A 22329-nucleotide genomic window follows, 5' to 3' on the forward strand; every position below is an offset into this window, starting at 1 on the left:
GTAGCCGACGAGAGAGCGCCATGCGAAATGGAGGGCGGAAACTCAGCTTCAACGGAAAGCTCTCACGCCGATCATGCTTCCCGGTGAACGTCAATGACGCCACAGCCACCCTCCTGTTCGAGGGTCGGCTGCTCGACGGCGTCGAGAGCTCAGTCGCGTGATCCCCGAGAGCACGCCGGAGCTCATCCGGCAGCCCCTTCATGCACCACCGCAGGCGACGATTGACTCTCGTGGACCTGGTCGTGCCCTACTGACCACAGAGAACCGCGCTGAGCAACCGGGCCAATGCCAGCCGAGCCGCCACACGACCGGGGGACCCACGGAGGACCACCTGGGCACTGACGGTTGTACGTGGTGGTGGGCGGTGGCTGCAGAGATCAGAGGACGAGACGGATGACGACTCTTGAGGACCGCAAGACGATGGGCAGCGGCCCGCTGTCGAGCCGCTACGACGAGGCGCTGGCATACGCGTCGGAGCACCACCGCAAGCAACTGCGCAAGGGCTCGCGGGTGCCCTACCTGACGCACCTGATGAGCGTCAGCGCGATGGTGCTCGAGCACGGCGGCAGCGAGGACCAGGCGATCGCCGGGCTGCTGCACGACGCCGTCGAGGATGCGCTGAAGGGCACCGGTGGCAAGGTCCTGGACGAGATCCGGGGGCGCTTCGGCGAGGACGTCGCGGACATCGTGCGGGCGTGCTCGGACGGGCTCGACGCCGACGGTAACCGCAGCGGGACGTGGGCCGAGCGCAAGCAGCCGTATGTCGCCGCGCTGGGCGACAAGCCCCTGGACGCCCTGCTGGTGACTGCGGCGGACAAGGTGCACAACGGGCTCTGCATCGCCGCCGACGTCCGCCGGTGCGGGCAGGACTTCTGGTCGACGTTCAACGCCTCGCGCGAGGAGTTGCTTTGGTACTACACGAGCGTCGAGCGGGCGGTCGCCGAGCGCCTCCCCGCGCACTCGATCACCGCGGCGGTGCAGCACGCAGTCGACGAGCTGATGGCCGCTGCCGGAGTCGACCGTGCGGAGGTGCCACGGGAGCTCCCGACTCGTCCCTGACCGCAGCGGCCCCCAGGATGGAGGCCACGCGAGGACGGGGGGACGAGCGTGGCACTCTGGCTGGTGCGCAGTGGCCGGCACGGTGAAGGGGACGAGCTGGCGCTGACCAGCGGAGTGGTCGGGATTGGGTGGGCGCAGGCGGGTGACCTGTCCGGCGTGACGACGATCGAGCGACTGCGCGAACGCCTGACGGCGAGCTATCCCGACGCGAAGGCGAGCACGCTCACCAACTGGGTTGGCCAGGTCGATGCCTTCCAGCGGCGCATCGCCATCGACGACCTCGTCGCGCTCCCGTTGAAGGGGACACCGGCCGTCGCGTTCGGCCGCGTCACCGGCCCCTATCGGTACGCGCCGGAGGCGCCGGAGTCGATGCGCCACCAGCGGTCGGTGAGCTGGATCCGCGAGGACGTCCCGCGAGAGTCGATCGCGCAAGACATCCTTTACTCCCTCGGCGCCTTCCTCACCGTCTGCCGGATCCAGCGCAACGACGCCGAGACCCGGATCAAGGCGCTGCTCGAGGGTGCGGTGTCACCACGGCCTGCGGATCCCGCACCCGAAATCGACCAGCCGGCCAGTGATGTCGTCCGCCAGCCCGACGTCGACCTGGCGGAGCTGAGCCGCGACCAGATCCGACGTCGCATCGGCGCCCGATTCCACGGCCACGACCTCTCCCGGCTGATCGGCGCGGTCCTTCAGGCGGAGGGCATGTTCGTGCACGTCTCCCCCGCCGGTCCCGACGGCGGCGTCGACATCCTCGCCGGCGAGGGCGACATGGGGTTCGACGGCGTCGGGCTGGCCGTACAGGTCGAGTCCGGCGGGATCGTGGTCGACGCGTCTACGCTGCGCGAACTGCAGGGCGTAATGACCAACTTTGGCGCGACCCGCGGCCTGATGGTCAGCTGGGGTAGATACACAAAGAACGCCCGGGCCGAGGCGCGACGGCTGTTCTTCCAGCTGCGGCTGTGGGATGCCGACGACGTCATCGCACGGGTCGAGGCCGTCTATGAGCGGCTACCGCAGGACATCCAGGCCGAGCTCCCCCTCCGCCGCATGTGGACCCTGGTCCCCGACGAGGACAGCTGAGATGGCGACCGACGGGCGGGCGTTCAACGCCGAGTCCGCCGCACGGATCGCCGCTGCCGTCGGGCTCCTTCGCAAGCTGCTTGACGCCGTCGACGTCCCGGTACTGGCGGCGTCGCTGACGAACGGTCGCTCGCCGAGGTGATGGCAGCGGGGGCGGACGGTGCCCGGATCGCACGCGGTTCATCGCGACGACGAAGTCCGGCGCCCCCCGGCGTACAAGCAGGCCGTGGTCGACGCCGTCGGTGGCTGCACTAAGATCACTGGTTGCTCCCACGCCTGCCCGCTATGCGTGACCAGCGGCCCGTATGGTGCGGCTCCAGCATCCCGCCGGTGTCCGACACCACCGGCCGCCTCGACGCGACGGCCATGGTCGCGGGCGTTGGCGCGGTGACCGAGGTCGAGCCGGCCGCCGACGTCGTTGCCGAGCAGAGGCGTCCCTCGTGACCGGTGGTGCACAAGAGGCACCGGTGCCACCGACACGGTGATCACCGCGCCGCCGTCCCCGGTTGCGGTTACGTTTCCGCAGGGTGACGCACGTCACCTCGACGACCCGGGGACAGGCAGGCCGATGCTCTACACCGCCTATGAGCTCAACCGCCGCGCCGGAGCGCCGATGGTCGCGGCGACCGGGCTGACCGCCCGGGCGCTGCACGCCCTGCCGGGCCCGCTCGCGAAGAACCCCGCCGTCCGGCACGCGCGGGCCGCCTGCGAGATCCTCGCCAAGGCGCGACCCACCCACGACCGTCCCGCCTACGGCATCTCCACCGTGCGGGTCGACGGCCGCGACGCCGAGGTCGTCGAGCGCCCGGCGCTCACCACCCCGTTCGGCACGCTGCTGCACTTCGCCAAGCCGTCGGTCGAGAGCCAGCCGCGCGTGCTCGTCGTCGGCCCGATGTCCGGTCACTTCACCACGCTCATCCGGCCGACCATCCGCACGCTGCTCGCCGACCACGACGTGTTCGTCATGGACTGGCACAACGCCCGCGACATCCCGGTCGAGCATGGTCGCTTCGGCCTCGACGAGTACATCGAGCACGTGGTGCTGGCGCTGCAGAGCCTCGGCCCCGGCGCCCACGTCGTCGCCGTCTGCCAGCCCGCCGTCCCCGTGCTGGCCGCCGTCGCGCTGCTCGCCGCCGACGACGACCCCGCCCAGCCGGCCAGCCTCACCCTCATGGCCGGTCCGATCGACACCCGCATCAACCCCAACCGGGTCAACACCGCCGCCGCCACGAAGCCCATCGAGTGGTTCGAGCGCCGGCTCATCGACACCGTCCCCCGCCGGTACGCGGGCGCCGGCCGGCGGGTCTACCCCGGCGTCGTCCAGCTGGCGGCCTTCATGTCGATGAACCCCCGCCGCCACCTGGGCGCGCACGCGCGGATGTACCGCGACCTGGTGGCCGGCAACGCGGCGGCCGCCGCGGCCACCCAGGCGTTCTACGACGAGTACGGCGCGGTCATGGACGTCCCCGCCGAGTTCTACCTGGAGACGGTCGACCGGATCTTCATGCGGCACCTGCTCGCCACCGGGCGCCTCACCTGGCGCGGCCGCCCCGTCGACCCCGGCGCCATCCGGCAGACCGCGCTGCTCACCGTCGAGGGCGCCAACGACGACATCTGCTCCCCCGGCCAGACCGAGGCCGCCCACGCGCTGTGCACCGGCATCCCGGCCGACCGGAAGCGCCACCACCTGCAGCACGGCGTCGGCCACTACGGCGTCTTCAGCGGCTCCCGGTGGGAGAGCGAGGTCTACCCCGTCCTCCAGGGCTTCATCGCCTCGGCCGGCGACCGGGAGCGGGCGGTCGCCCTGCGCTGAGAGGGCCGTCCGCCTCTGTCGCCGCGGACGCCGCCGGCACCACCATCCGGTCCCTCACCAGGATCGGGAGGTCGCCGCCGTGTACGTCACCCAGGGTCTGCACCGCCACGTCCAGCAGCGCCCGGAGACGGTCGCCACCGTCTGCGCCGGCCGCACCCGCACCTACGCCGAGACCGTCGACCGGATCGCCCGGCTCGCGGCCGCCCTCCAGGGGCTCGGCATCCGCGACGGCGAGCGCGCGGCGATCCTGTCGCTGAACTCCGACCGCTACCACGAGTTCCTCGGCGCGACGCTGTGGGCCGGCGGCGTGCTGGTGCCGGTCAACATCCGGTGGAGCGTCCCCGAGATCGCCGAGTCCCTCGTCGAGGTCGACGCCCGGGTGCTCGTCGTCGACGACCTCTTCGCCGGGTACGTCGAGGGCATCCGGGCCGCCCACCCGGGGCTGCGCGACGTCGTCCACGCCGGCGACGGGCCCACCCCCGACGGCATGCTCGCCTTCGAGCAGCTCGTCGGCGCCGCCGAGCCGGTCGAGGACGCCCGCCGCGGCGGCGACCAGCTCGCCGGCGTCTTCTACACCGGCGGCACCACCGGCCGGTCCAAGGGCGTCATGCTCAGCCACGACAACCTGCTGACGTCGTCCATGGGGTTCCTCGCGGCCGTGCCCTCACCGACGGACCGGGTCTACCTGCACGCCCCGCCGATGTTCCACCTCGCCGACTTCTCCGCCTGGGTCACCGGCGGGATCCTGGGCGGCACCCAGGTGATGATCCCGGTGTTCGACCCGGTCGCGGTCATGACCGCCGTCCAGGAGCACCAGGTCACCGACGTCCTGCTGGTGCCCACGATGATCCAGCTGACGGTCGACTCCCCGCGGATCGGCGAGTTCGACCTGAGCAGCGTCCGGCGGGTGCTCTACGGCGCCTCCCCCATGTCCGACGCCCTGCTGGGCCGCGCGATGAAGGCCTTCCCCAACGCCTCCTTCATCCAGGCCTACGGCATGACCGAGCTCGCGCCCGTCGCCACCCTGCTGACCGCCGAGGACCACGAGGACCCGGTGCACCGGCGCTCGGTCGGCCGCGCCGCCCCGATCGCCGAGGTGCGCGTCGTCGGCCCGGACGACGTCGAGCTGCCCCGCCGCGAGGTCGGCGAGATCGTCGTCCGCGGCGGCAACGTCATGCTCGGCTACTGGAACCGGCCCGAGGAGACCGCCGACGCGCTGCGCGGCGGCTGGATGCACACCGGCGACGCCGGCTGGATGGACGACGAGGGCTACCTGTACCTCACCGACCGCCTCAAGGACATGATCATCTCCGGCGGGGAGAACGTGTACTCGGTCGAGGTGGAGAACGCCCTCGCCCAGCACCCGGCGGTGGCCACCTGCGCGGTCATCGGCGTCCCCGACGAGACCTGGGGCGAGCGGGTGCACGCCGTCGTCGTCCCGGCGGCCGGCGCGACGGTGACCCTCGAGGAGCTGCACGACTTCACCGCCGAGCGCATCGCCGGCTACAAGGTGCCGCGGTCGCTGGAGCTCGTCGACGCGCTGCCGCTGTCGGCCGCCGGCAAGGTGCTCAAGCGCGAGCTGCGCAAGCCGTACTGGGCCGGGCAGGACCGCGCCGTGCACTGACGGCGGCGGCGCTGGCCTCTTTCCGAGTCGACATCGCGTGATCTCGGCGCTCGAGGGCGCCTGAGCGTGCGAGATCGCGCGATCTCGACAGGCGGGGACGCAGCCCGGCGGCGCTACCGTCCCCCGGTGGACCAGCCCGGCACCGGCCGTCCGACCCGCAGCCGCCTCGCCCGCACCGCTCGGCTCGCCGCCCTGCCCGCGGCGTACGCCGGCCGCACCGCCGTCGGCCTCGGGAAGCGGATCGGCGGTCGCCCCGCCGAGGCGGTCGCGGCCCAGGTACAGCAGCGCACCGCCGAGCAGCTGTTCGCCACTCTCGGCCAGCTCAAGGGCGGCGCGATGAAGGTCGGCCAGGCGATGTCGGCGATGGAGGCCGCCCTGCCCGACCAGCTGGTCGGCCCCTACCGCGAGGCGCTGGTCCGGCTGCAGGAGGCGGCGCCGGCGATGCCGACGGCGATGGTGCACGAGCAGCTCGCCCGGTCCCTCGGCGGAGGCTGGCGCGGGCTGCTCGGGGACTTCGACGACCGCCCGGTCGCGGCGGCCAGCGTGGGGCAGGTGCACCGCGCCACGTGGTCCGACGGCAGCGCGGTGGCGGTCAAGGTCCAGTACCCGGGAGCCGGGGAGGCGCTCGTCGCCGACCTCGGGATGCTGCAGCGGGCGGCCCCGCTCATGCAGACGGCCATGCCCGGCCTCGACGCCCGGCAGCTGCTGCAGGAGCTGCGCGACCGGCTGGTCGAGGAGGTCGACTATGCCCGGGAGGCCGACGCCCAGGCGGCGTTCGCCGAGGCCTACCGCGACGACCCGGACATCTGCGTCCCCGACGTGCTCGCCGCCGAGGACCGCGTGCTGGTCACCCGGTGGATCGACGGGACCCCGCTGTCCCGGGTCATCGCCGCCGGCAGCCAGGACGACCGGGACCGCGCCGGCCTGCTGCTGGTGCGCCTGCTCGCCTCGTCCCCCGTGCGTGCCCGGCGGCTGCACGGCGATCCCCACCCCGGCAACTTCCGGCTGCTGCCCGACGGCCGGCTCGGCGTCCTGGACTTCGGCGCCACCGAGGCACTGCCGTCCGGCTGGCCGGCCCGGCTCGGGCCGCTGCTCGCCGCCGGACGGGACGGCGACGCCGCGGCCCTGCACCGCGTCGCCGCCTCCGCGGGCCTGCTCCGGCCGGACCAGGTTCCCCCGCCGGCACTGCTGGCCCTGCTCGACCCCTACCTGCAGCCGCTGCGCAGCCCCGCCTACCGGTTCACCCGGGCCTGGATGCAGGAGCAGACCAGGCTCGTCTCCGACCCGTTCAGTGCCGCCTCGCGCACCCAGCGCCGGCTGACCATCCCGCCGCGCCACCTGCTGCTGCAGCGCGTGGCCGCCGGGCTGGCCGGCGTCCTGTGCTCGCTGGGCGCCACCGTGGCCGTCGACGCCGAGGTCGCGCGCTGGCTGCCCGGCTACGACCCCGCGTTGTCTGCTTGACGCCGTCATCCCCCCAGCGGGACCGTCCGGACGTGCGGACGCGCTTCACCGAGCTGGTCGGCTGCACCGTCCCGGTCCAGCAGGCCCCGATGGGTGCGGTGTCCTCGCCGGACCTGGCGGTGGCGGTCGCCGACGCGGGCGGCGTCGGCACGATCACCTCGCTGGCGCTGCCGGCTGAGGTGCTGCTCCGGCGCCTGGACGGGATGCGCCGGCGCACCTCGGGCGTGCTGTCCGCGAACGTGCTCAACGGCGACCTCGACGACGGGCTGCTCACCGACGTCGCCGCGCGGGTGCGGCTGGTCGACTTCTTCTGGTTCGACCCCGCGCCGCACCTGGTGGAGGTGGTGCACCGGGCCGGGGCGCTCGCGGGCTGGCAGGTCGGGTCGCTCGCCGAGGCGCGCGCCGCGGTGGACGCCGGGTGCGACGTCGTCACGGTGCAGGGGGTCGAGGCCGGCGGCCACGTCCGCGGATCCACGCCGCTGCGGCCCCTGCTGCGGGAGGTGCTCGACACGGTCGACGTCCCGGTCCTCGCCGCCGGGGGCATCACCAACGGGCGCTCGTTCGCGGAGGTCATGGCGGCGGGCGCGGCCGGTGCCCGGATCGGCACCCTGTTCGTCGCGACCGACGAGTCCGGCGCGCACCCGGCGTACAAGCAGGCGGTCGTCGACGCCGCCGGTGACTGCACCGAGATCACCGACGCGTTCGTCACCGACTGCCCGATGTGCGCCACCGGCGGGCGGCCCCGGGTGCTGCGCGCCTCGGTCGAGCGGCTCGCCGAGGTGGACGACGACGTCGTCGGCACCCTGGGCCGGTCGCGGACCCCGGTGCCGCGCGGGTCGGGTCTGCCGCCCGTGGCCGGCGTCGAGGGCCACGTCGCCGCCATGCCCATGTACGCGGGGGCCGGGGTCGGCGCGGTGACCGGCATCCGGCCGGCGGCCGCGGTCGTCGCCGAGCTGGCGGCCGCGCTGGGGCGGCGTCAGCCCGTGTAGTCGGAGGTCCCCGGCGTCGTCAGGTGCCGGTGCGCGCGGCCGGCACGCCGGGCCAGCCGGGCCCCGGCCGGAAGCTGCCGCGCCGCGACGGCGCCCGGTCGGCTCCCCCACCGGCGACGACCCGCAACGGCGCCGTGTGCGGCCGCTTCGGACGGGGCGGCAGGTTGTCGCGGCACCACCGCTCGCAGTCGGCCAGCAGGTTCCCTGTGGACGGCGCGCGGAGCGGCCTACCGGATGACGTGCCGGACAACGCTGCGGACTCCCTGTAAGAGGACGGCGATCACGGGGGTCCCCGCTCCGGCACGACGCCGCTGCTGGCGAGGACGAAGGGCCCACGCTAGGCCACGGCGGGCGTCCGACCGCGGCACCGGCTCCCTCGGCGCGCCCCGATCCGTTCCTCTGGCCTCCCCCGGGCGGGACGGGCATTGTGGGCCGCGCGGCGATGCCGCAGGGGCGTCCCGTCACATCGCGAGGAGCGGCGGCATGCACGCACGGTCGACCAGCATCAGGGGCAACCCCGCCCACCTCGACGCCGGCATCGGCTACGTGCGCGACGAGGTCATGCCGGCGTCCGAGCGGGCCGAGGGCTGCGTCGGCCTCTCGCTGCTCGCCGACCGCGAGGCCGGCCGCTGCATCGTCGCCACCGCCTGGCAGGACGAGCGGGCCATGCGGGCGACCGCCGCGGAGGACCGCACCGTCCAGCACCGCCTGCTGCACACCCTCGGCGGCGAGCACGCCGACGTCCAGGAGTGGGAGATCGCCGTCCTCCACCGGGACCGCCCGGCCGGGGACGGCGCCGGCGCGCAGGTCACCTGGGCCCGCATCGCGCCGAACCACCTCGACGACCTGCTCGACGCCTACCGGGACAACCTGCTGCCCAAGCTCCGGGACCTCCCCGGTTTCTGCAGCGTCAGCATGCTGGTCGACCGGCGCGCCGGCCGGACGGTCAGCGTCACGAGCTTCGAGAACCGCGACGCCGCCGGGCTGGTCCGCCGGCACGCCCGCTCCCTGCGCGAGCAGTTCGCCCGGGCCATGGGCGCCAAGATCGTCGACGTCGCCGAGATGGACCTCGTCCTCGCCCACCTGCGGGTCCCCGAGACCGTCTGACCGTCCTCGGGTCAGGCCGACCCGCGGCGGACGTCGTCCGGCGTGCACCCGAACGCCGACCGGAAGCCGCGGCCGAACGTCGCCGGGTCGCCGAAGCCCCACCCGTGCGCGACCGCGGCCACGGTCACCGCGGTCCCGCGCCGGGCGAGCTCCCGCCGCGCCCCATCGAGCCGTAGCCGGCGCACGTACCCGGCCGGCGTCGTGCCCCGGGCGGCGCACAGGCCGTAGAGCGCGCGCACCGACACGTAGGCGCCGGCCGCGATCGTCGCCGGGGACAGCGACGGCTCGCGCAGGTGCGCGGCGACGTGGGCGGCGACCCGCGCCCAGGCCGGGTCGTCGTCCACCGGGGTCAGCGCCCCGGCCAGCAGGTCGACCAGCGCCTCGGCCACCGGCTGCCCCAGCCGCCCGTCGAGCCCGCCGGCACTGGTCAGCGTCGCCCCGACCAGGGAGGCGAGCAGCCCGGCGGCCGTCGGGTCGAGCAGGCCGCCGGGTGCGGCGGGCAGCCGGGACGACGGCACCAGCAGCGTCCACTTGTGCAGCCGCCCCGGCACCCGGAAGCGCACCGGCTGGTCGGCCCGCCACAGCAGCGCCGACCCCGGGCGGACGACGACCTGCGCGCCGCCCACCTCGACGAACTCGACCCCCTCGCGGACGAACAGGACGCCCACCAGGTCGGCGTCGCTCGCCGCGAGCTGGGCCCGCCCGCGCGACCCCGCGCAGGGACCGCAGCGGCAGTCGACCAGCGCCAGGTCGCCGACGCGGTACCGGGTGATCTCGACCGGGCCGGGGGCCGCCGGGCCGGACCGCAGCGACCACCGCAGGTGGGTGGCGTCGACCGCCTCCCGGAAGGCGTCGTCCCGATCGCGGCGGGGCAGGTCGGCGGGGGTCCAGCGCTCGGCGGTCAGCGTCATGGGCACCTCCCGCCGCGCAGCCAACTCCCGGTCCGGTTCGACGGCAAGGTCTGCAGGCATCGCCGCGGGAGGTGCAGGGACCGCCGCGACGGCGCGGACGGCGGCGGCCAGGGTCGGCCGCATGCGAGAGGACATCGAGTTCGCGACCGAGGACGGCATCACCCTGCGCGGCTGGCACTACACGCCCGACGACGGCCCCGCCGACACGCGCCGGCCGCTCGTCGTCATGGCGCACGGCTTCTCCGCCGTCAAGGAGATGCACCTCGACGACTTCGCCGAGCACTTCGCCGCCGGCGGGCTCGGCGTGCTGGCCTACGACAACCGCAACCTCGGCACCTCCGACGGCGAGCCGCGCGGGGAGATCGACCCGTGGCAGCAGGTCCGCGACTACCGGACGGCGATCACCTGGGCGCAGACCCAGCCGTGGTGCGCCCCCGACCGCATCGGCATCTGGGGGTCGAGCTACAGCGGCGGGCACGTGCTCGTCGTCGGCGCCCTCGACCGCCGCGTGAAGTGCGTCGTCTCCCAGGTGCCTCTGGTGAGCGGGCTGGCCAACGCCCGCCGGCTCATCCGCGCCGACCAGTTCGCCGACCTCCGGGCCATGTTCGACGCCGACCGCGCCGCCCGCTACGCCGGGAAGCCGCCCGCGATGATGCAGGTGACCTGGGAGAAGGACCCCGCCGAGGTGTGCGCGCTGCCCACCGCCGACACCTCGGAGTTCTTCTTCGGCCCGATGCAGGACCGGGCGGCCACCTGGCGCAACGAGGTCACGCTGCGCTCGGTGGAGATGTTCGTCGAGTACGAGCCCGGCGCCTACATCGCCGACATCGCCCCGACCCCGCTCATGGTGGTCGTGGCCGCGAAGGACCACCTCACCGTCGCCGACCTCACCCTCGAGTACTTCGAGCGGGCCCGACACCCCAAGGAGCTGCTCGTCCTGCCGGTCGGCCACTTCGAGGCCTACGTGGACGAGGCGTTCCAGCGCTCCGCCCCGGCACAGCTCGACTGGTTCCGCCGGCACCTGACCTGACCGGCGGCCTGTGGAAAACCCCGGAGGAGGTCCTCCGGCGCTGCCACGGTGTGCGGCATGACCACACCGCTGCTCGCCGACGTCCCCGTCCGCTCCTCGCTCGCCCTGACCCGCCGCTGGGTGTCCCTGCTCCAGCCGCTGACCTTCGGCCGCCGCAGCCTCTGGCTGACCTGGCTGGGCGCCGACGGCCGGCAGTCCCCCGTCCTGCTGCCCGTCGACGACGTCCCGGCGCTGCCCGACCGGCGGCTGCTCACCGGGTTGCTCGAGGTCCACCGCGAGGTGGCGACCCACCTCACCAGCGACGGCGTCCACCTGGCGGCGGCGCTCTGCCGTCCCGGCGAGCCGGAGGCGGTCGAGGACGACCACGAGTGGGCCGACGCCCTGCACGAGGTCCTCGACGACTCACTCGACGGCACCTGGAGCCTGCACCTCGCGGCCGGCGGGCGGGTCGAGCCGCTGGTCGACGTGCCGCGGTCGTTCCTGCGCCGGGTCTCCTCCCGGTGACGACGCCGCAGCACCGCTCGCTCGACGTCCAACGCTGGACGCCCGGACCGGGCGACTGGCTGGTCGACGTCGAGCCCACCGGGGACGACCGGACCCGCCACGGGGACCCGGCCGTGGAGGACGGGGACCGCGCCTGCGCTGACCCCTGAGCCCGGGTCAGTCCTGGCGAGCCTGGCGGCGCATCGACCACATCTGCGCGGGACGCTCGAACTGGGTGGCGACCTCCCAGCTGACCGCGCCGTTGACCACCTCGTTGCGGAAGTTGCCCACGGCCACCCGGGCGAGCTCGGGGTCGGCGGCGACCCGGCGGGCCAGCTCGATCGCGCGGTCCTCGACGGCGGACTCCTCCACCGACTGCCACGCCAGGCCCAGCTCGGCGGCGCGGCGCCCGTCGATCTCCTCGCCGAACAGCGCGATCGCCGCGGCGGCCTCGCGGCCGACCAGCCGGGACAGGATGACGAAGTGCCCGCCGCCGGGGTGCATGCCGCGCTTGAGGAAGCCGGCGAGCAGCCGGGCGTCGTGGGCGACGATCCGCAGGTCTGCGGCCAGCAGCATGTTCATCCCGGCCCCGACGGCGGAGCCCCGGACGGCGGCGATGGTGGGCACGCGCACCTGCCCGAGCCGGTAGAAGGAGTCGTAGATCCGGCCCATGCCCTCGTAGGCGTCGGGAGCGGCCGGGTCCTTCCCGGCGCTGGTCAGCGTCGCGATGTCGCCGCCCGCGCAGAACGACCTGCCCACCGCACGGACGACGAGCGCGCCGACCTCCGGCAGGGCGTCCACCTCGTCGAAGACGCCGATCAGCTCGGACGCCATCGACGGGGTCAGCGCGTTGCGGCGGTCGGGCGCGTTGAGCGTCACCACCGCCACGCCGCCGTCGACCTCGAGCAGGACCTCGGCGTCACCCACGAGCGCACCTCCGGATTCCGGACCGGCCCGGCGCCGGCACTGCCGAGCATCAGACCACGCGGTTGCCGGGGCGGTCCGGGCGGCCGGAGACTCGCCGCACCGACCCCCGGAGCCCGCATGCCGACCGCCCGCCGCGCCGCCGCTGCGGCCTTTATCGCGATATTGGCTGTCACCGGGTGCACCGAGACGGAGGGCGAGCCCTCGCCGGCACCTCAGACGTTCACCCAGATCCTCGCCATCGTCGACCTCGACGTGGTCGTCCCCGGCGGCGTCGACGTCCTCGACCTCGCCCCCGGGCCGGAGGGTGCGCTCGCGCTGCTCGCCGGCACCGCCGACCCGTCGGCCGTGTACCTGGCACCGGTCGGCGAGGACGGCGTCGGCGGGCTCCGCCGGCTCCCCGAGGCCGGCGACCGGCTGTTCGTCACCCCCGACGGCACCGCCCTGGTCACCGCCCCGGGCCGGCTCACCACGGTGCCGCCCGGCGGCGAGCCGACGGTCACCGGGCTCGACGTCGTCGGGGACACCGCCGCCGTCTCCCCCGCCGGTGACCGCCTCTACGTCGCCGGCGAGGACACGATCGCGGCCGTCGACCCGGTCACCGGCGAGATCAGGGGAACGGCCGAGCTGGAGTCCGGCCTCACCGTCCGGGCGCTCGCGGTCGGCCCCGACGGCGGCCCGACCGCGCTGCTCAGCGACGCCCGCGCACCCGACCTGGCCGACGTCGCGGTCCTCGGCACCTGGTCCGACGACCTGGAGCAGACCGGACTGGTCGAGCTGGCACCCGACCGGCCGGCCAGCATCCCGGGCGCGCTGCGGCTCGCCGACGACGGCACCGCCGTCGTCACGCTGACCGCGGGCTCCGGCGACGACCCGTTCCGGGTGGTGACCGTGGCCGACGGCGAGGTGACCGCGTCGCACGCCGTCCCCGGCACCGACCGCCCCCTGGCCGACCTCGCCGTCTCCCCCGACGGGCGCGCGGCGTACCTGCCGGTGGCCGGGTTCGAGGTGGAGTCGGGCGTGGTCACCCTCGACCTCGGGAGCGGCGAGCAGCTCGACGACGTCCGGCTGTGCGAGGGCCAGGGGACGTTCGGCCGCATGGCGCTCACCGGCGACCGGCTCACCGTCATCGGCTCCTGCATCACCGCGGAGGCGGCGTCGTCGACCGCGTTCGTCGTCGGCTGAGGGGCATGGCCTCCGAGGTGTGACCTGCACTACATTTCGTGCATTCCACTTCAGAGGAGGACCTCATGGACCGGCTGCGCTTCGGTACCTTCCTGGCCCCGTTCCACCCCGCCGGCGAGAACCCCACGCTCGCCCTGCAGCGCGACCTCGAACTGGTCGAGCACCTCGACCGGCTCGGCTACGACGAGGCCTGGATCGGTGAGCACCACTCGGCCGGCACGGAGATCATCGCGTCGCCGGAGATCTTCATCGCCGCGGCCGCCGAGCGCACGAAGCACATCAAGCTGGGCACCGGCGTCACCTCGATCGCCTACCACAACCCGCTCTGGGTGGCCGAGCGCATGGTGCTCCTCGACCACCTCACCCGCGGGCGCGCCATGCTCGGCTGCGGCCCCGGCTCGCTGCCCACCGACTCGATGATGCTGGGCCTGACCCCCACCGACACCCGCGAGTTGCTCGAGGTCGACCTCGACATCATCATGCGGCTGCTGCGCGGCGAGACGGTCACCGAGCAGACCCGCACGCACAACCTGGTCGACGCCCGGCTGCACCTGCGGCCCTACACGCAGCCCTGCTTCGAGATCGCCGTCGCCGCCGTCGCCTCGCCCACCGGGCCGCGGATGGCCGGCCGGCACGGCATCGGGCTGCTGTCGATCGGCGCCACGCTGACCAAGGAGGGCTTCGACGCCCTCGGCCACCACTGGAACGTCGTCGAGGAGCGGGCCGCCCACCACGGGCAGACGGTTTCGCGCTCGGGGTGGCGGCTGGTGAGCCCGGTGCACGTCGCCGAGACGCGGGAGCAGGCCTACCGCGACGTCGAGTTCGGCATCGAGACCTGGTTCCGGTACTTCCAGAAGACGGCGGCCTTCCCGCAGATGGCGGTCGAGGGCGGCGACCTCAAGGAGATGATCGACTTCGTCCGCGAGTCGGGGGTGGGCGTCATTGGCACGCCGGACGACGCGCGCGAGCAGGTGCAGCGGCTGTGGGACCAGTCCGGCGGCTTCGGCTCGATGCTCTTCATGGGCCACGAGTGGGCCAACCCGCAGGCGACCAAGCGGTCGTGGGAGCTGATCGCGCAGCACGTCATGCCGCACTTCCAGGGCGGGCAGGTGTCGCACGCGCAGGCGTCGCTGAACGCCAAGGAGCACGCCATGGGCAAGCGCGAGGACTACGCCGCCGCGCAGCTGCAGGCCGTGGCCACCATGACCGAGCGCTACGAGAAGGAGAAGGCCGGCCAGAGCTGACGACGGTGGCCGCAGCGCGAGGGCCTTGGCGCAGCGGACGCGTCCGGCCACACTCCGTCGGGTGCGCCGTGGTCCCGGGCTCCTGCTGGCCGTCCTGCTGCTGACCGGCTGCGGCGGATCGGTCGTCGAGGGCACGGCGGTCCCCCGGCCGGCGACGGTGTCGCTGGCCGGGGTCGCCGGGGCGGAGGCCGTCACCGTCGACGTGGCCGCCACCGAGGACGGCCGGTCGGTCGCACTGCTCGCACCGCCCGGCGGGGACCTCGTGCTGGCCGACGTCGCCGCCGACGGCACGGCGACCGCCGTCCCGGTGCCCGGCCTCGACGCCGAGCGGCCCGGTCTCACCGTCGTCGCCGCGGCGGGCGAGGGCGTCGTGGTCGTGGGCGTCGCCGACGGGCGGCTCGCGTTCGTCGCCGCGGGCGCGCAGGGCGCCGGTTCGCCGCAGCCGGTGGGCACGGTCGGCGCCGCCGACGTCGCGGCCGTGGACGCCGTCACCGGGGCGGGCGTGCTGTACCTGGCGCTCAGCGGGGTCGGCCGGCCCGACCGGCTCCTCGCGGTCGACCCCGCGACCGGCGCCGTCCGCGGCGAGCTCGAGCTGCCCGGGGTGCCGCGCGACCTCCGCGGCACCGACGACGGCGGGGTCGTCGTCGCCGTCGACACCGGGCGGAGCGCGTCCGTCCTCACCGTGGACGCCGCCCTGGGCGTGGTCGCCGAGACGCCGCTCGGCTCGGGCGCGGCCGGCCCGCTCACCGTCGCCGACGGCGAGGTGTACGGGACCGTCGGGCGGACCGGCGAGGTCTCGATCACCCGCGGCGCCGAGGTGCTGACCACGGTGCCCGGTGACCTGCCGGCCGCGGTGGTCGTCGACCCGGCCACCGAGGTCGCCACCCTGGTGGACACCGTGGCCGACGCCGAGGTGCCTCGCGTGCTGCAGCGCACCGTCGACCTGGCCGCCGGTGAGGTCCTCTCCGAGGTCGAGCTGTGCGACAGCGGTGCCGTCGACGGTGCCGACGTCGACCGCGCGGGTCGCGTGTCGGTGGTCAGCGACTGCCGCGGCGAGCCGACCCTGTGGCGGTTGCGCTAGACCCACCCGGGGCTCGCGGCCGGCGCGTCACCTCGCCAGCGTGGCGAAGACCTCGTCGGCGATCACCTGGTGACCCGAGGGGTCCGGGTGCAGGCAGTCGGTGCCGCCGACGTAGTCCTCCGGCCCGAGCGCGCCGTACAGGTCGGTCACCTGAGCGCCGGTCTTTCCCGCAACCCCGGCGGATGACGTCGTTGAGGCCGGCCTGCACGGACAGCACGCCCGGGACGGCGCCGCCCTCCAGCACGACGTCGGCGACCGCCGGCGCGGCGGGGTTCCTGCCCAGGTCGCAGGAGCCGATCGGGTTGTAGTACGTCGTCACGACGACCTCGGTGTCGGGACCGGCGGCGACGACCAGCTTGCTGAGGATCTCCGTGAGGCGCGCTGCGACTCCGGCCAGGGCAGCGTCCACGGTGGCCTGGCACCCCGTCGGGGTGGCAGTGAGGATGCAGGCCACGGTCACGGGGGCGAAGACGTCGTTGCCGCCGATCGTCACCGTGATCACCTCGACGTCGTTCCGCGGGTTGCGATCGCCGTTGCGGTCCTCGATCAGGACGAGCGCCGCGGGCAGCTGCTGGTCGCGCAGGGTCGACGTCGTCGCGCCACCCTTCGCCAGGTTGACGAGTTCGAAGTCCACGGGCGCGTGCGGCGTCGCCCTGTCGGCGGCCGGGTTGTACCCGGCGTCGAGCCGGGCCTCGAGCAGCTCCGGGTATCCCGTCACGTACGGCACGGCGCCGACGCCCGCGGCCACGGAGTCGCCCAGTGCCAGGTAGACCCGGAGCCCCCAACGGGTGCTCCTGCTGGGCGACCGCCGGCGTCGCCGCGAGCAGTGGCACCAGCGCCGCGACCCCGGCCAGCAGTTGCCTGCGCATGGCCTTCCCCCATCCCCCGGCCTGGGTGCACTCCAGCACCCTGCTCCGGAACCGGCCGGGGTCGAAGGTCTCAGACCGGCGGCTTCCACCCGGGCTCGCGGCCGGTGGCCCCGAGCAGGCGGTCCAGCGCCGGGGCGTCGTCGGGCACCGGGACGACCGGGCCGTAGAGGTCCGGCGGCCGGTCGTCGCCGAAGGACTCGGCGAACGCGCGGCACGCCTCGGCGGCGGCGTCGTCGACGGCGTAGGGCTGGCCGGTGGCGACGGCGAGGTCCCAGCCGTGCACCACCACCTCGTCGAGCGCGACGACGGCGGCGACGTCGGCGGGCATGTCGACGCCGCCGGCCGCGGTCATCCCCTCGTGCGCCGCCGGGTCGTCCCACGCGGCGGCCAGCTCGGCGAGCTGCGCGGGGACGTACGTCCGCCAGTCGGCGGGCAGGTGGGTGGGGTCGGTGGAGGCGGTGCCGTCGACGGGCGTCTTCTCGGCGGCCATGCGGAAGGCGTACGCGAGTCCGGCGAGGTGGCCGAGGAGGCCCGCCACGGAGGTGCCCTCGCACGGCGTCGGCGCGGTCAACTGGTCATCGCGGATGCCGGCCACGACGCGCGCCACCTCGGCGGTCGCCGGACCAAGGTCGGTCGTCTGCATGTCGGGTTGACCGTCCCGCACGGCAGGACTCATCGGCGCCGGCGACGCGGTAGGAATGCACCCGTGACTGGGGGACGGGGGCACGGCTCCGCCCTCGTCCTCCCCAGCGCTGGGCCCGACCCGGTCCCGCTGGCCACCGCGCTGGCCGCCGTCCTGGGGTACGCGCGGGGCCGCCGCCCGCTGTTCTTCCGCTCGCCCAGCCACCCGCAGGGCCGGTGGGTGCAGGTGCTCGCCTACGCGTTCGACCGCTTCGACGGCCAGCCGCCGGAGACCGCCGACCGGCCCACCGACCGCGACGTGCTGGTCGCCGAGGGGCTGCACGGGCGGCTCGACCCGGCCGGGTGGCGGCAGGTGCGGACCACGCTGGACGAGGTCTGGCCGACGCTCCGCGGGATGGTGGACCGCGCCGCCGGGCGTGCGTTCTGGGAGCTGCCCGCCGACGAGTTCTCCGTGCTCGCCGAGCCAGGCACGGTCGGCGCGGCACTGCGGGACGTCGCCGGGCGGCATGTGCGCGCGGCGCTGCACCACCGCCACCCGGCACTGGTGCCGCTGCTGGACGGCGTCACGCGGCGGCAGCTGTACGGGCACGTGGCCGAGGGCGACAGCGGACCCGAGGCCGTGGTGCACCGGGAGCTCGTGGCGAACGCGGCCGCGTTCACCGCGCTGGAGACGGCGACGGCGACGCTGCTCGGCCGGCCGCTGACCCGGCTGCGGCTGCACGACGTCCTGCTGTGGCTGGCCGGGTCGCTGCGGATGACCCACGCGGTCGCGGTCGGGCGGGCGCTGGCCGCCGACTCGGAGCAGGGCCTGGAGGCGCTGCTGCCGGCGTGACCCTGACTTGGTCGGTTGTTGATCATCGCCTGAGTGCACGGGACACGCGCGGACACGCCGGCGCGAGCGGCACGCATCCGATGATCGACTCGGCCGGCCACCGTTCGGGTGGCTCGTCCACAGGGATGCCCGGATGACGGCCCCGTTCTGGTTATCGTCCCCAGCCGTGCGTGATCACCGCGGGGGGATGCGACTGACGGCAGTGGCCGTCGCACTCGGGACGGCGCTGTTGTCCGGCTGCGGCTCCTCGGACCCCGCACCCAGCGAGACGCTCCCGTCGGCCACCTCCGCGGCGCCCACCACCGAGGCGCTGCCCGCGGTCGGCCCGGCCGACTTCCCGGTGCCGCCAGAGGCCCGCACCCAGGACGCCGCCGGCGCCGAGGCCTTCCTCCGCTACTGGATCGACCTCCTCAACCGGCAGCAGGCCATCCCCGCCGGGCAGCCGCTTCGGGACCTGGGGCCGGAGTGTCAGGAGTGCCTGCGCATCGCGAAGAACTTCGACGACGCGGCAGCCGCCGGCAACAGGTACATGGGCGGTGAGGTGTCCCTCAACGACGTCCCACCACCGGTCCTCGACCGGGACACCGCCGAGTTCAGCTTCAGCGCACGGCGGGAACCCGTGTCCTTGGTCGACAGCAGCGGCACAGTCATCGAGGCAAGAAATGAGGCTGCTCCGCGGCTCTTCTCAGGACTCGGCCTCACGTGGTCGACCTCAACGCAGTCGTGGCTCGTCTACGGCTTCCAGCTCGGATGAGGCGGATCGTTCGTGGATTCCTAACCCTTGCGCTCCTCAGTGCACTGGTCATCACAACGGAGGAGCTCGCCCGGGCATGCACCTTCCTTGACTGCGGAGGCACGGACGTCAACGAGGGCGGGGTCGACGTCGAGTACTCCAGCGGGGCGGTCGGCCAGGTCGTCGGGGCGAGCGCCACGGAGATCGTCGACTACGTCTGGCGTCTGCGGCCACCGTGCGTCGTCGCGGAGGACGGCGGTGACCTGTGTACGCCCTTCGACTTCCAGGACTGCCCGTCAGAGCCCGGCCAGGTGGTCCGCTTCCTGACCGTCCAGCAGCGGCCGGTCGTGCGCCCGGACGGCACCGCGGTCGTGCCTGTGCCTCCGGGTGCACTGCCCGGCGAGCTGATCGGCCTCTGGGCCGACGTCCGCACGGCGTGCATCAACATCACCGCGCTGAACCCGCCACCCTCGCCGGAGGAGGTGTTCACCTACTTCCAGCGGCTCCCGCTGCCGCAGCTCAGCACGCAGCACGCGCCGCCGGGCAGCGGGCTGTCCGGGCTGCCGGTCGTCTTCTGGACCGACTCCCCCGCCACGCAGACGTTCACCGTCGACATCCGCGGCTTCTCCGTCGTGATCGTCGCCCGCGCCGAGCAGTACACCTGGCGGACCGGCGACCCCGCAGCGCCGACCCTCACCAGCACCGAGCCCGGCGGCGCCTACCCCGACCACGCCGCCGAGCACCTGTACCGGTCCGGCACCTACACGGCCGGCCTCACCGTCACGTGGGGCGCGACCTTCACCGTCGACGGCAGCGCGCCGGCCGACGTCCCCGGGACCACGACCACTGAGGGTCCGCCCGTCACGTTCGACGTCGTCGAGGCCACCGCGGTCCTCACCGACCCCTACGACTGAGGGCGCACCGCTTGCAGGTTGCTAGCATTCTGCGACATGCGGACCCTGTATCTGCGCAACGTCCCGGACGACGTGGTGGAACGCCTCGAGCGCATGGCCGACCGCGAGGCGATGTCAGTGGCCGCCCTCGCTGTCCGCGAGCTGACTGCGGTCTCGCGACGGGCCGACAACCCGGCTCTGCTCGGAGCTCTTCCCGACCTCAACATCCCGACCCAGGACGTCGTCGAGGCGCTGGACGCGGACCGCACCGGACGGTGATCGTCGCTGACGCGTCAGCGGTCGTGGCAGCGCTCCTGAACGCAGGACCCGCACGCGCACTGGTGAGCGAGGAACAGGTCCATGTCCCGCACCTCGTCGACGCGGAGGTGGCCGGCGCACTGCGCCGTCTGGTCGCCGCAGACAGCATGACCGCCGACCAGGGGTGGGCTGCGCTCGACACCTGGCGTCGGCTCGGCGTCACTCGCCAGCCCATGAGCGGCCTGCTCGACCGCGTCTGGCAGCTGCGGGAGAACGTGACCACGTATGACGCCACGTACGTCGCGCTGGCCGAGGCGCTGGACTGTGCCGTCGTCACCGCGGACGGGCGGCTGGGTCGGGCACCGGGTATCCGGTGCCCGGTGACGGTGGTTCCCCGCTGAGGAGCAGGCCGGCCCTCCCGCCGGAGTCGGACGGGAGACGCTCCGGGAGGAAATGATGACCGACGACCCGTACCGGCTGTCCCGCTTCGTCGACGCCCAGGCCGGCACCTACCCGCAGGCGCTCGCCGAGCTGCGCGCCGGGCGCAAGACGAGCCACTGGATGTGGTTCGTCTTTCCGCAGGTGGCCGGGCTCGGCCGCAGCCCGACGGCGCAGCACTACGCGATCAGCGGGCTCGACGAGGCCCGCGCCTACCTCGCCCACCCGGTCCTCGGCCCACGTCTCGTCGAGTCCGCACAGGCCCTCACCGCGCTCGACCAGGACGACCCGGTGGCGGTGTTCGGCCCCGTCGACGCGGTGAAGCTGCGCTCGTCGATGACGCTGTTCGCGCGCGCCGACCCGTCGCAGCCGGTCTTCCGCGCGGTGCTCGAGCAGTACTTCGGCGGGCGGGAGGACGACGCGACGACGTCCCGGCTGTAGTGCTCAGCAGGCTCGTGCTCTGCACACAGGTGTAGGCAGAGCACGAGCGTCTCCAGGACGACTCAGCCGGCCGGTCCCCGCCCACTCCGCCGCGTGAGGACGCGAGTCACAGCACTCCACCCGGCGCGCCAGCCCGCCGTCGGCGAGGCTTGATCACGTGAGCGACGACAGCGGATCCGGATACGTCACCGGCGGCCAGGAGTACAGCCGCGACACCAACTACATCTCCGACCGGATCACCGCGGACGGCTCAGGCCGGTGGCCGGTCGAGCCCGGTCGCTACCGGCTGGTCATCGCCCGCGCCTGCCCGTGGGCGAACCGGGCGGCGATCGTGCGGCGCCTGCTCGGCCTGGAGCCGGTGATCTCGATGGGCATCTGCGGGCCCACGCACGACGAGCGCAGCTGGACCTTCGACCTCGACCCCGGCGGCCGCGACCCGGTGCTCGGATACGAGCGGCTGCAGGAGGCCTTCTTCGCCCGCGACCCGGAGTACCCGCGCGGCATCACGGTGCCGGCGATGGTCGACGTCCCGACGAAGGCCGTCGTCACCAACGACTTCCTGCAGATGACGCTGGACTTCTCCACGCAGTGGACCGCCCACCACCGCGACGGCGCACCCGACCTCTACCCCGAGCACCTGCGGGACGAGATGGACGAGGTCATGCAGCGGGTCTACACCGAGGTCAACAACGGCGTGTACCGGTGCGGGTTCGCCGGTTCACAGCGGGCCTACGACCAGGCCTACGAGCGGCTCTGGACGGCGCTGGACTGGCTCGAGGAGCGGCTGGCGACCCGGCGGTACCTCATGGGCGACACGATCACCGAGGCCGACGTCCGGCTGTTCACCACGCTGGCCCGCTTCGACGCCGTCTACCACGGCCACTTCAAGTGCAACCGGCAGAAGCTGTCCGAGATGCCGGCGCTGTGGGCCTACGCGCGGGACCTGTTCCAGACGCCGGGGTTCGGCGACACCATCGACTTCCCGCAGATCAAGGAGCACTACTACGTCGTCCACGCCGACATCAACCCGACGCAGGTCATCCCGATGGGCCCGGACACGAGCACCTGGCTGACCCCGCACGGCCGCGAGGAGCTCGGCGGGTCACCCTACGGCGACGGCACCCCGCCGGGCCCGGTCGCGCCCGGCGAGGAGGTGCCGGCCGACCGGGGTCCCGGCGGCATCGGCCACCGCCCCGACGAGGAGCGGCAGCACTGAGCCCGGGCGGAGG

25 protein-coding genes and 1 pseudogene are annotated in these 22329 nt (G+C 74.1%); 21 read left to right on the forward strand and 5 right to left on the reverse strand.

Annotated elements, in window-relative coordinates; genetic code table 11:
• Positions 1-393 precede the first annotated feature (393 nt).
• From ACI79V_RS04260 to ACI79V_RS04295, 8 genes are all read left to right on the forward strand, one after another.
• Entirely contained in the window at positions 394-1059 is a 666-nt protein-coding gene (locus ACI79V_RS04260) for an HD domain-containing protein (protein WP_456887121.1), read from the forward strand.
• Positions 1060-1107: 48 nt separating this feature from the next.
• Positions 1108-2142: a restriction endonuclease gene (locus ACI79V_RS04265; protein ID WP_456887123.1), complete on the forward strand. Its 1035-nt coding sequence runs from the start codon at positions 1108-1110 to the stop codon at positions 2140-2142.
• Between the two features lies 1 nt (position 2143).
• The gene (locus tag ACI79V_RS04270; protein ID WP_456887125.1) at positions 2144-2284 is read left to right on the forward strand and encodes a hypothetical protein; all 141 of its coding nucleotides are present in this window, start codon (positions 2144-2146) and stop codon (positions 2282-2284) included.
• Between the two features lie 426 nt (positions 2285-2710).
• On the forward strand, positions 2711-3955 hold the full coding sequence (gene phaZ, locus ACI79V_RS04275; protein ID WP_456887127.1) for a polyhydroxyalkanoate depolymerase: 1245 nt from the start codon (positions 2711-2713) through the stop codon (positions 3953-3955).
• Between the two features lie 79 nt (positions 3956-4034).
• A complete protein-coding gene (locus ACI79V_RS04280) occupies positions 4035-5579 on the forward strand; it encodes an acyl-CoA synthetase (protein WP_456887129.1) in 1545 nt (514 codons plus the stop codon).
• Between the two features lie 126 nt (positions 5580-5705).
• Positions 5706-7040: an ABC1 kinase family protein gene (locus tag ACI79V_RS04285; RefSeq protein WP_456887131.1), complete on the forward strand. Its 1335-nt coding sequence runs from the start codon at positions 5706-5708 to the stop codon at positions 7038-7040.
• 32 nt (positions 7041-7072) lie between these two features.
• Entirely contained in the window at positions 7073-8029 is a 957-nt protein-coding gene (locus ACI79V_RS04290; protein WP_456887133.1) for an NAD(P)H-dependent flavin oxidoreductase, read from the forward strand.
• 483 nt (positions 8030-8512) lie between these two features.
• Positions 8513-9136, forward strand: a complete 624-nt coding sequence (locus ACI79V_RS04295; protein ID WP_456887135.1) for a hypothetical protein — start codon at positions 8513-8515, stop codon at positions 9134-9136.
• 11 nt (positions 9137-9147) lie between these two features.
• On the opposite strand, the gene ACI79V_RS04300 is transcribed toward ACI79V_RS04295, so the two are convergent.
• Complete coding sequence (locus tag ACI79V_RS04300) at positions 9148-10047, reverse strand: helix-turn-helix domain-containing protein (RefSeq protein ID WP_456887136.1); 900 nt, start codon at positions 10045-10047, stop codon at positions 9148-9150.
• Positions 10048-10168: 121 nt separating this feature from the next.
• Between ACI79V_RS04300 and ACI79V_RS04305 the strand changes: the two genes are divergently transcribed.
• The 3 genes from ACI79V_RS04305 to ACI79V_RS04315 are packed head-to-tail and all read left to right on the forward strand — an operon-like array spanning position 10169 to position 11730.
• The gene (locus tag ACI79V_RS04305; RefSeq protein WP_456887137.1) at positions 10169-11077 is read left to right on the forward strand and encodes an alpha/beta hydrolase; all 909 of its coding nucleotides are present in this window, start codon (positions 10169-10171) and stop codon (positions 11075-11077) included.
• A gap of 57 nt (positions 11078-11134) precedes the next feature.
• Positions 11135-11581, forward strand: a complete 447-nt coding sequence (locus tag ACI79V_RS04310) for a hypothetical protein (protein ID WP_456887139.1) — start codon at positions 11135-11137, stop codon at positions 11579-11581.
• Positions 11578-11730: a hypothetical protein gene (locus tag ACI79V_RS04315; RefSeq protein ID WP_456887141.1), complete on the forward strand. Its 153-nt coding sequence runs from the start codon at positions 11578-11580 to the stop codon at positions 11728-11730. Before ACI79V_RS04310 ends, ACI79V_RS04315 begins: the two co-directional genes overlap by 4 nt.
• Positions 11731-11737: 7 nt before the next feature.
• On the opposite strand, the gene ACI79V_RS04320 is transcribed toward ACI79V_RS04315, so the two are convergent.
• Entirely contained in the window at positions 11738-12487 is a 750-nt protein-coding gene (locus ACI79V_RS04320; protein WP_456887143.1) for an enoyl-CoA hydratase/isomerase family protein, read from the reverse strand.
• 117 nt (positions 12488-12604) lie between these two features.
• Between ACI79V_RS04320 and ACI79V_RS04325 the strand changes: the two genes are divergently transcribed.
• The 3 genes from ACI79V_RS04325 (at position 12605) to ACI79V_RS04335 (ending at position 15994) form a co-directional block, all read left to right on the forward strand.
• Positions 12605-13669, forward strand: coding sequence for a hypothetical protein (locus ACI79V_RS04325; RefSeq protein ID WP_456887146.1), 1065 nt, complete (start codon positions 12605-12607; stop codon positions 13667-13669).
• 38 nt (positions 13670-13707) lie between these two features.
• On the forward strand, positions 13708-14913 hold the full coding sequence (locus ACI79V_RS04330; protein WP_456887148.1) for an LLM class flavin-dependent oxidoreductase: 1206 nt from the start codon (positions 13708-13710) through the stop codon (positions 14911-14913).
• Positions 14914-14974: 61 nt separating this feature from the next.
• The gene (locus ACI79V_RS04335; RefSeq protein WP_456887150.1) at positions 14975-15994 is read left to right on the forward strand and encodes a hypothetical protein; all 1020 of its coding nucleotides are present in this window, start codon (positions 14975-14977) and stop codon (positions 15992-15994) included.
• 27 nt (positions 15995-16021) lie between these two features.
• Here the strand turns inward: ACI79V_RS04335 and ACI79V_RS04340 are convergent, their stop codons facing one another.
• The 3 genes and pseudogenes from ACI79V_RS04340 to ACI79V_RS04350 form a co-directional block, all read right to left on the reverse strand.
• Positions 16022-16144 (reverse strand): hypothetical protein, encoded by a 123-nt coding sequence (locus ACI79V_RS04340; protein ID WP_456887203.1) that lies wholly within the window; start codon positions 16142-16144, stop codon positions 16022-16024.
• A 130-nt stretch (positions 16145-16274) separates the two neighbouring features.
• Positions 16275-16952: pseudogene (locus ACI79V_RS04345) on the reverse strand (GDSL-type esterase/lipase family protein); the annotation flags it as partial.
• Positions 16934-17506: a TIGR03086 family metal-binding protein gene (locus ACI79V_RS04350; RefSeq protein ID WP_456887153.1), complete on the reverse strand. Its 573-nt coding sequence runs from the start codon at positions 17504-17506 to the stop codon at positions 16934-16936. The pseudogene ACI79V_RS04345 and the gene ACI79V_RS04350, both read right to left, overlap by 19 nt.
• A gap of 63 nt (positions 17507-17569) precedes the next feature.
• Here ACI79V_RS04350 and ACI79V_RS04355 point away from each other — a divergent pair, with 63 nt between their 5' ends.
• From ACI79V_RS04355 to ACI79V_RS04385, 7 genes are all read left to right on the forward strand, one after another.
• Positions 17570-18337, forward strand: a complete 768-nt coding sequence (locus ACI79V_RS04355; protein ID WP_456887155.1) for a DUF6308 family protein — start codon at positions 17570-17572, stop codon at positions 18335-18337.
• 187 nt (positions 18338-18524) lie between these two features.
• Positions 18525-19091, forward strand: a complete 567-nt coding sequence (locus ACI79V_RS04360) for a hypothetical protein (protein WP_456887157.1) — start codon at positions 18525-18527, stop codon at positions 19089-19091.
• Positions 19088-19984: a hypothetical protein gene (locus tag ACI79V_RS04365; protein ID WP_456887159.1), complete on the forward strand. Its 897-nt coding sequence runs from the start codon at positions 19088-19090 to the stop codon at positions 19982-19984. The genes ACI79V_RS04360 and ACI79V_RS04365 overlap by 4 nt, the downstream gene beginning before the upstream one ends.
• A 36-nt stretch (positions 19985-20020) precedes the next feature.
• Complete coding sequence (locus tag ACI79V_RS04370; protein ID WP_456887160.1) at positions 20021-20242, forward strand: hypothetical protein; 222 nt, start codon at positions 20021-20023, stop codon at positions 20240-20242.
• On the forward strand, positions 20239-20622 hold the full coding sequence (locus ACI79V_RS04375) for a type II toxin-antitoxin system VapC family toxin (protein WP_456887162.1): 384 nt from the start codon (positions 20239-20241) through the stop codon (positions 20620-20622). Before ACI79V_RS04370 ends, ACI79V_RS04375 begins: the two co-directional genes overlap by 4 nt.
• 55 nt (positions 20623-20677) lie before the next feature.
• On the forward strand, positions 20678-21100 hold the full coding sequence (locus tag ACI79V_RS04380; protein WP_456887164.1) for a DUF1810 domain-containing protein: 423 nt from the start codon (positions 20678-20680) through the stop codon (positions 21098-21100).
• A gap of 157 nt (positions 21101-21257) precedes the next feature.
• A complete protein-coding gene (locus ACI79V_RS04385) occupies positions 21258-22316 on the forward strand; it encodes a glutathione S-transferase family protein (RefSeq protein WP_456887165.1) in 1059 nt (352 codons plus the stop codon).
• The last annotated feature ends 13 nt before the right edge of the window (positions 22317-22329 follow it).

Source organism: Geodermatophilus sp. SYSU D00700 (genome assembly GCF_054050255.1).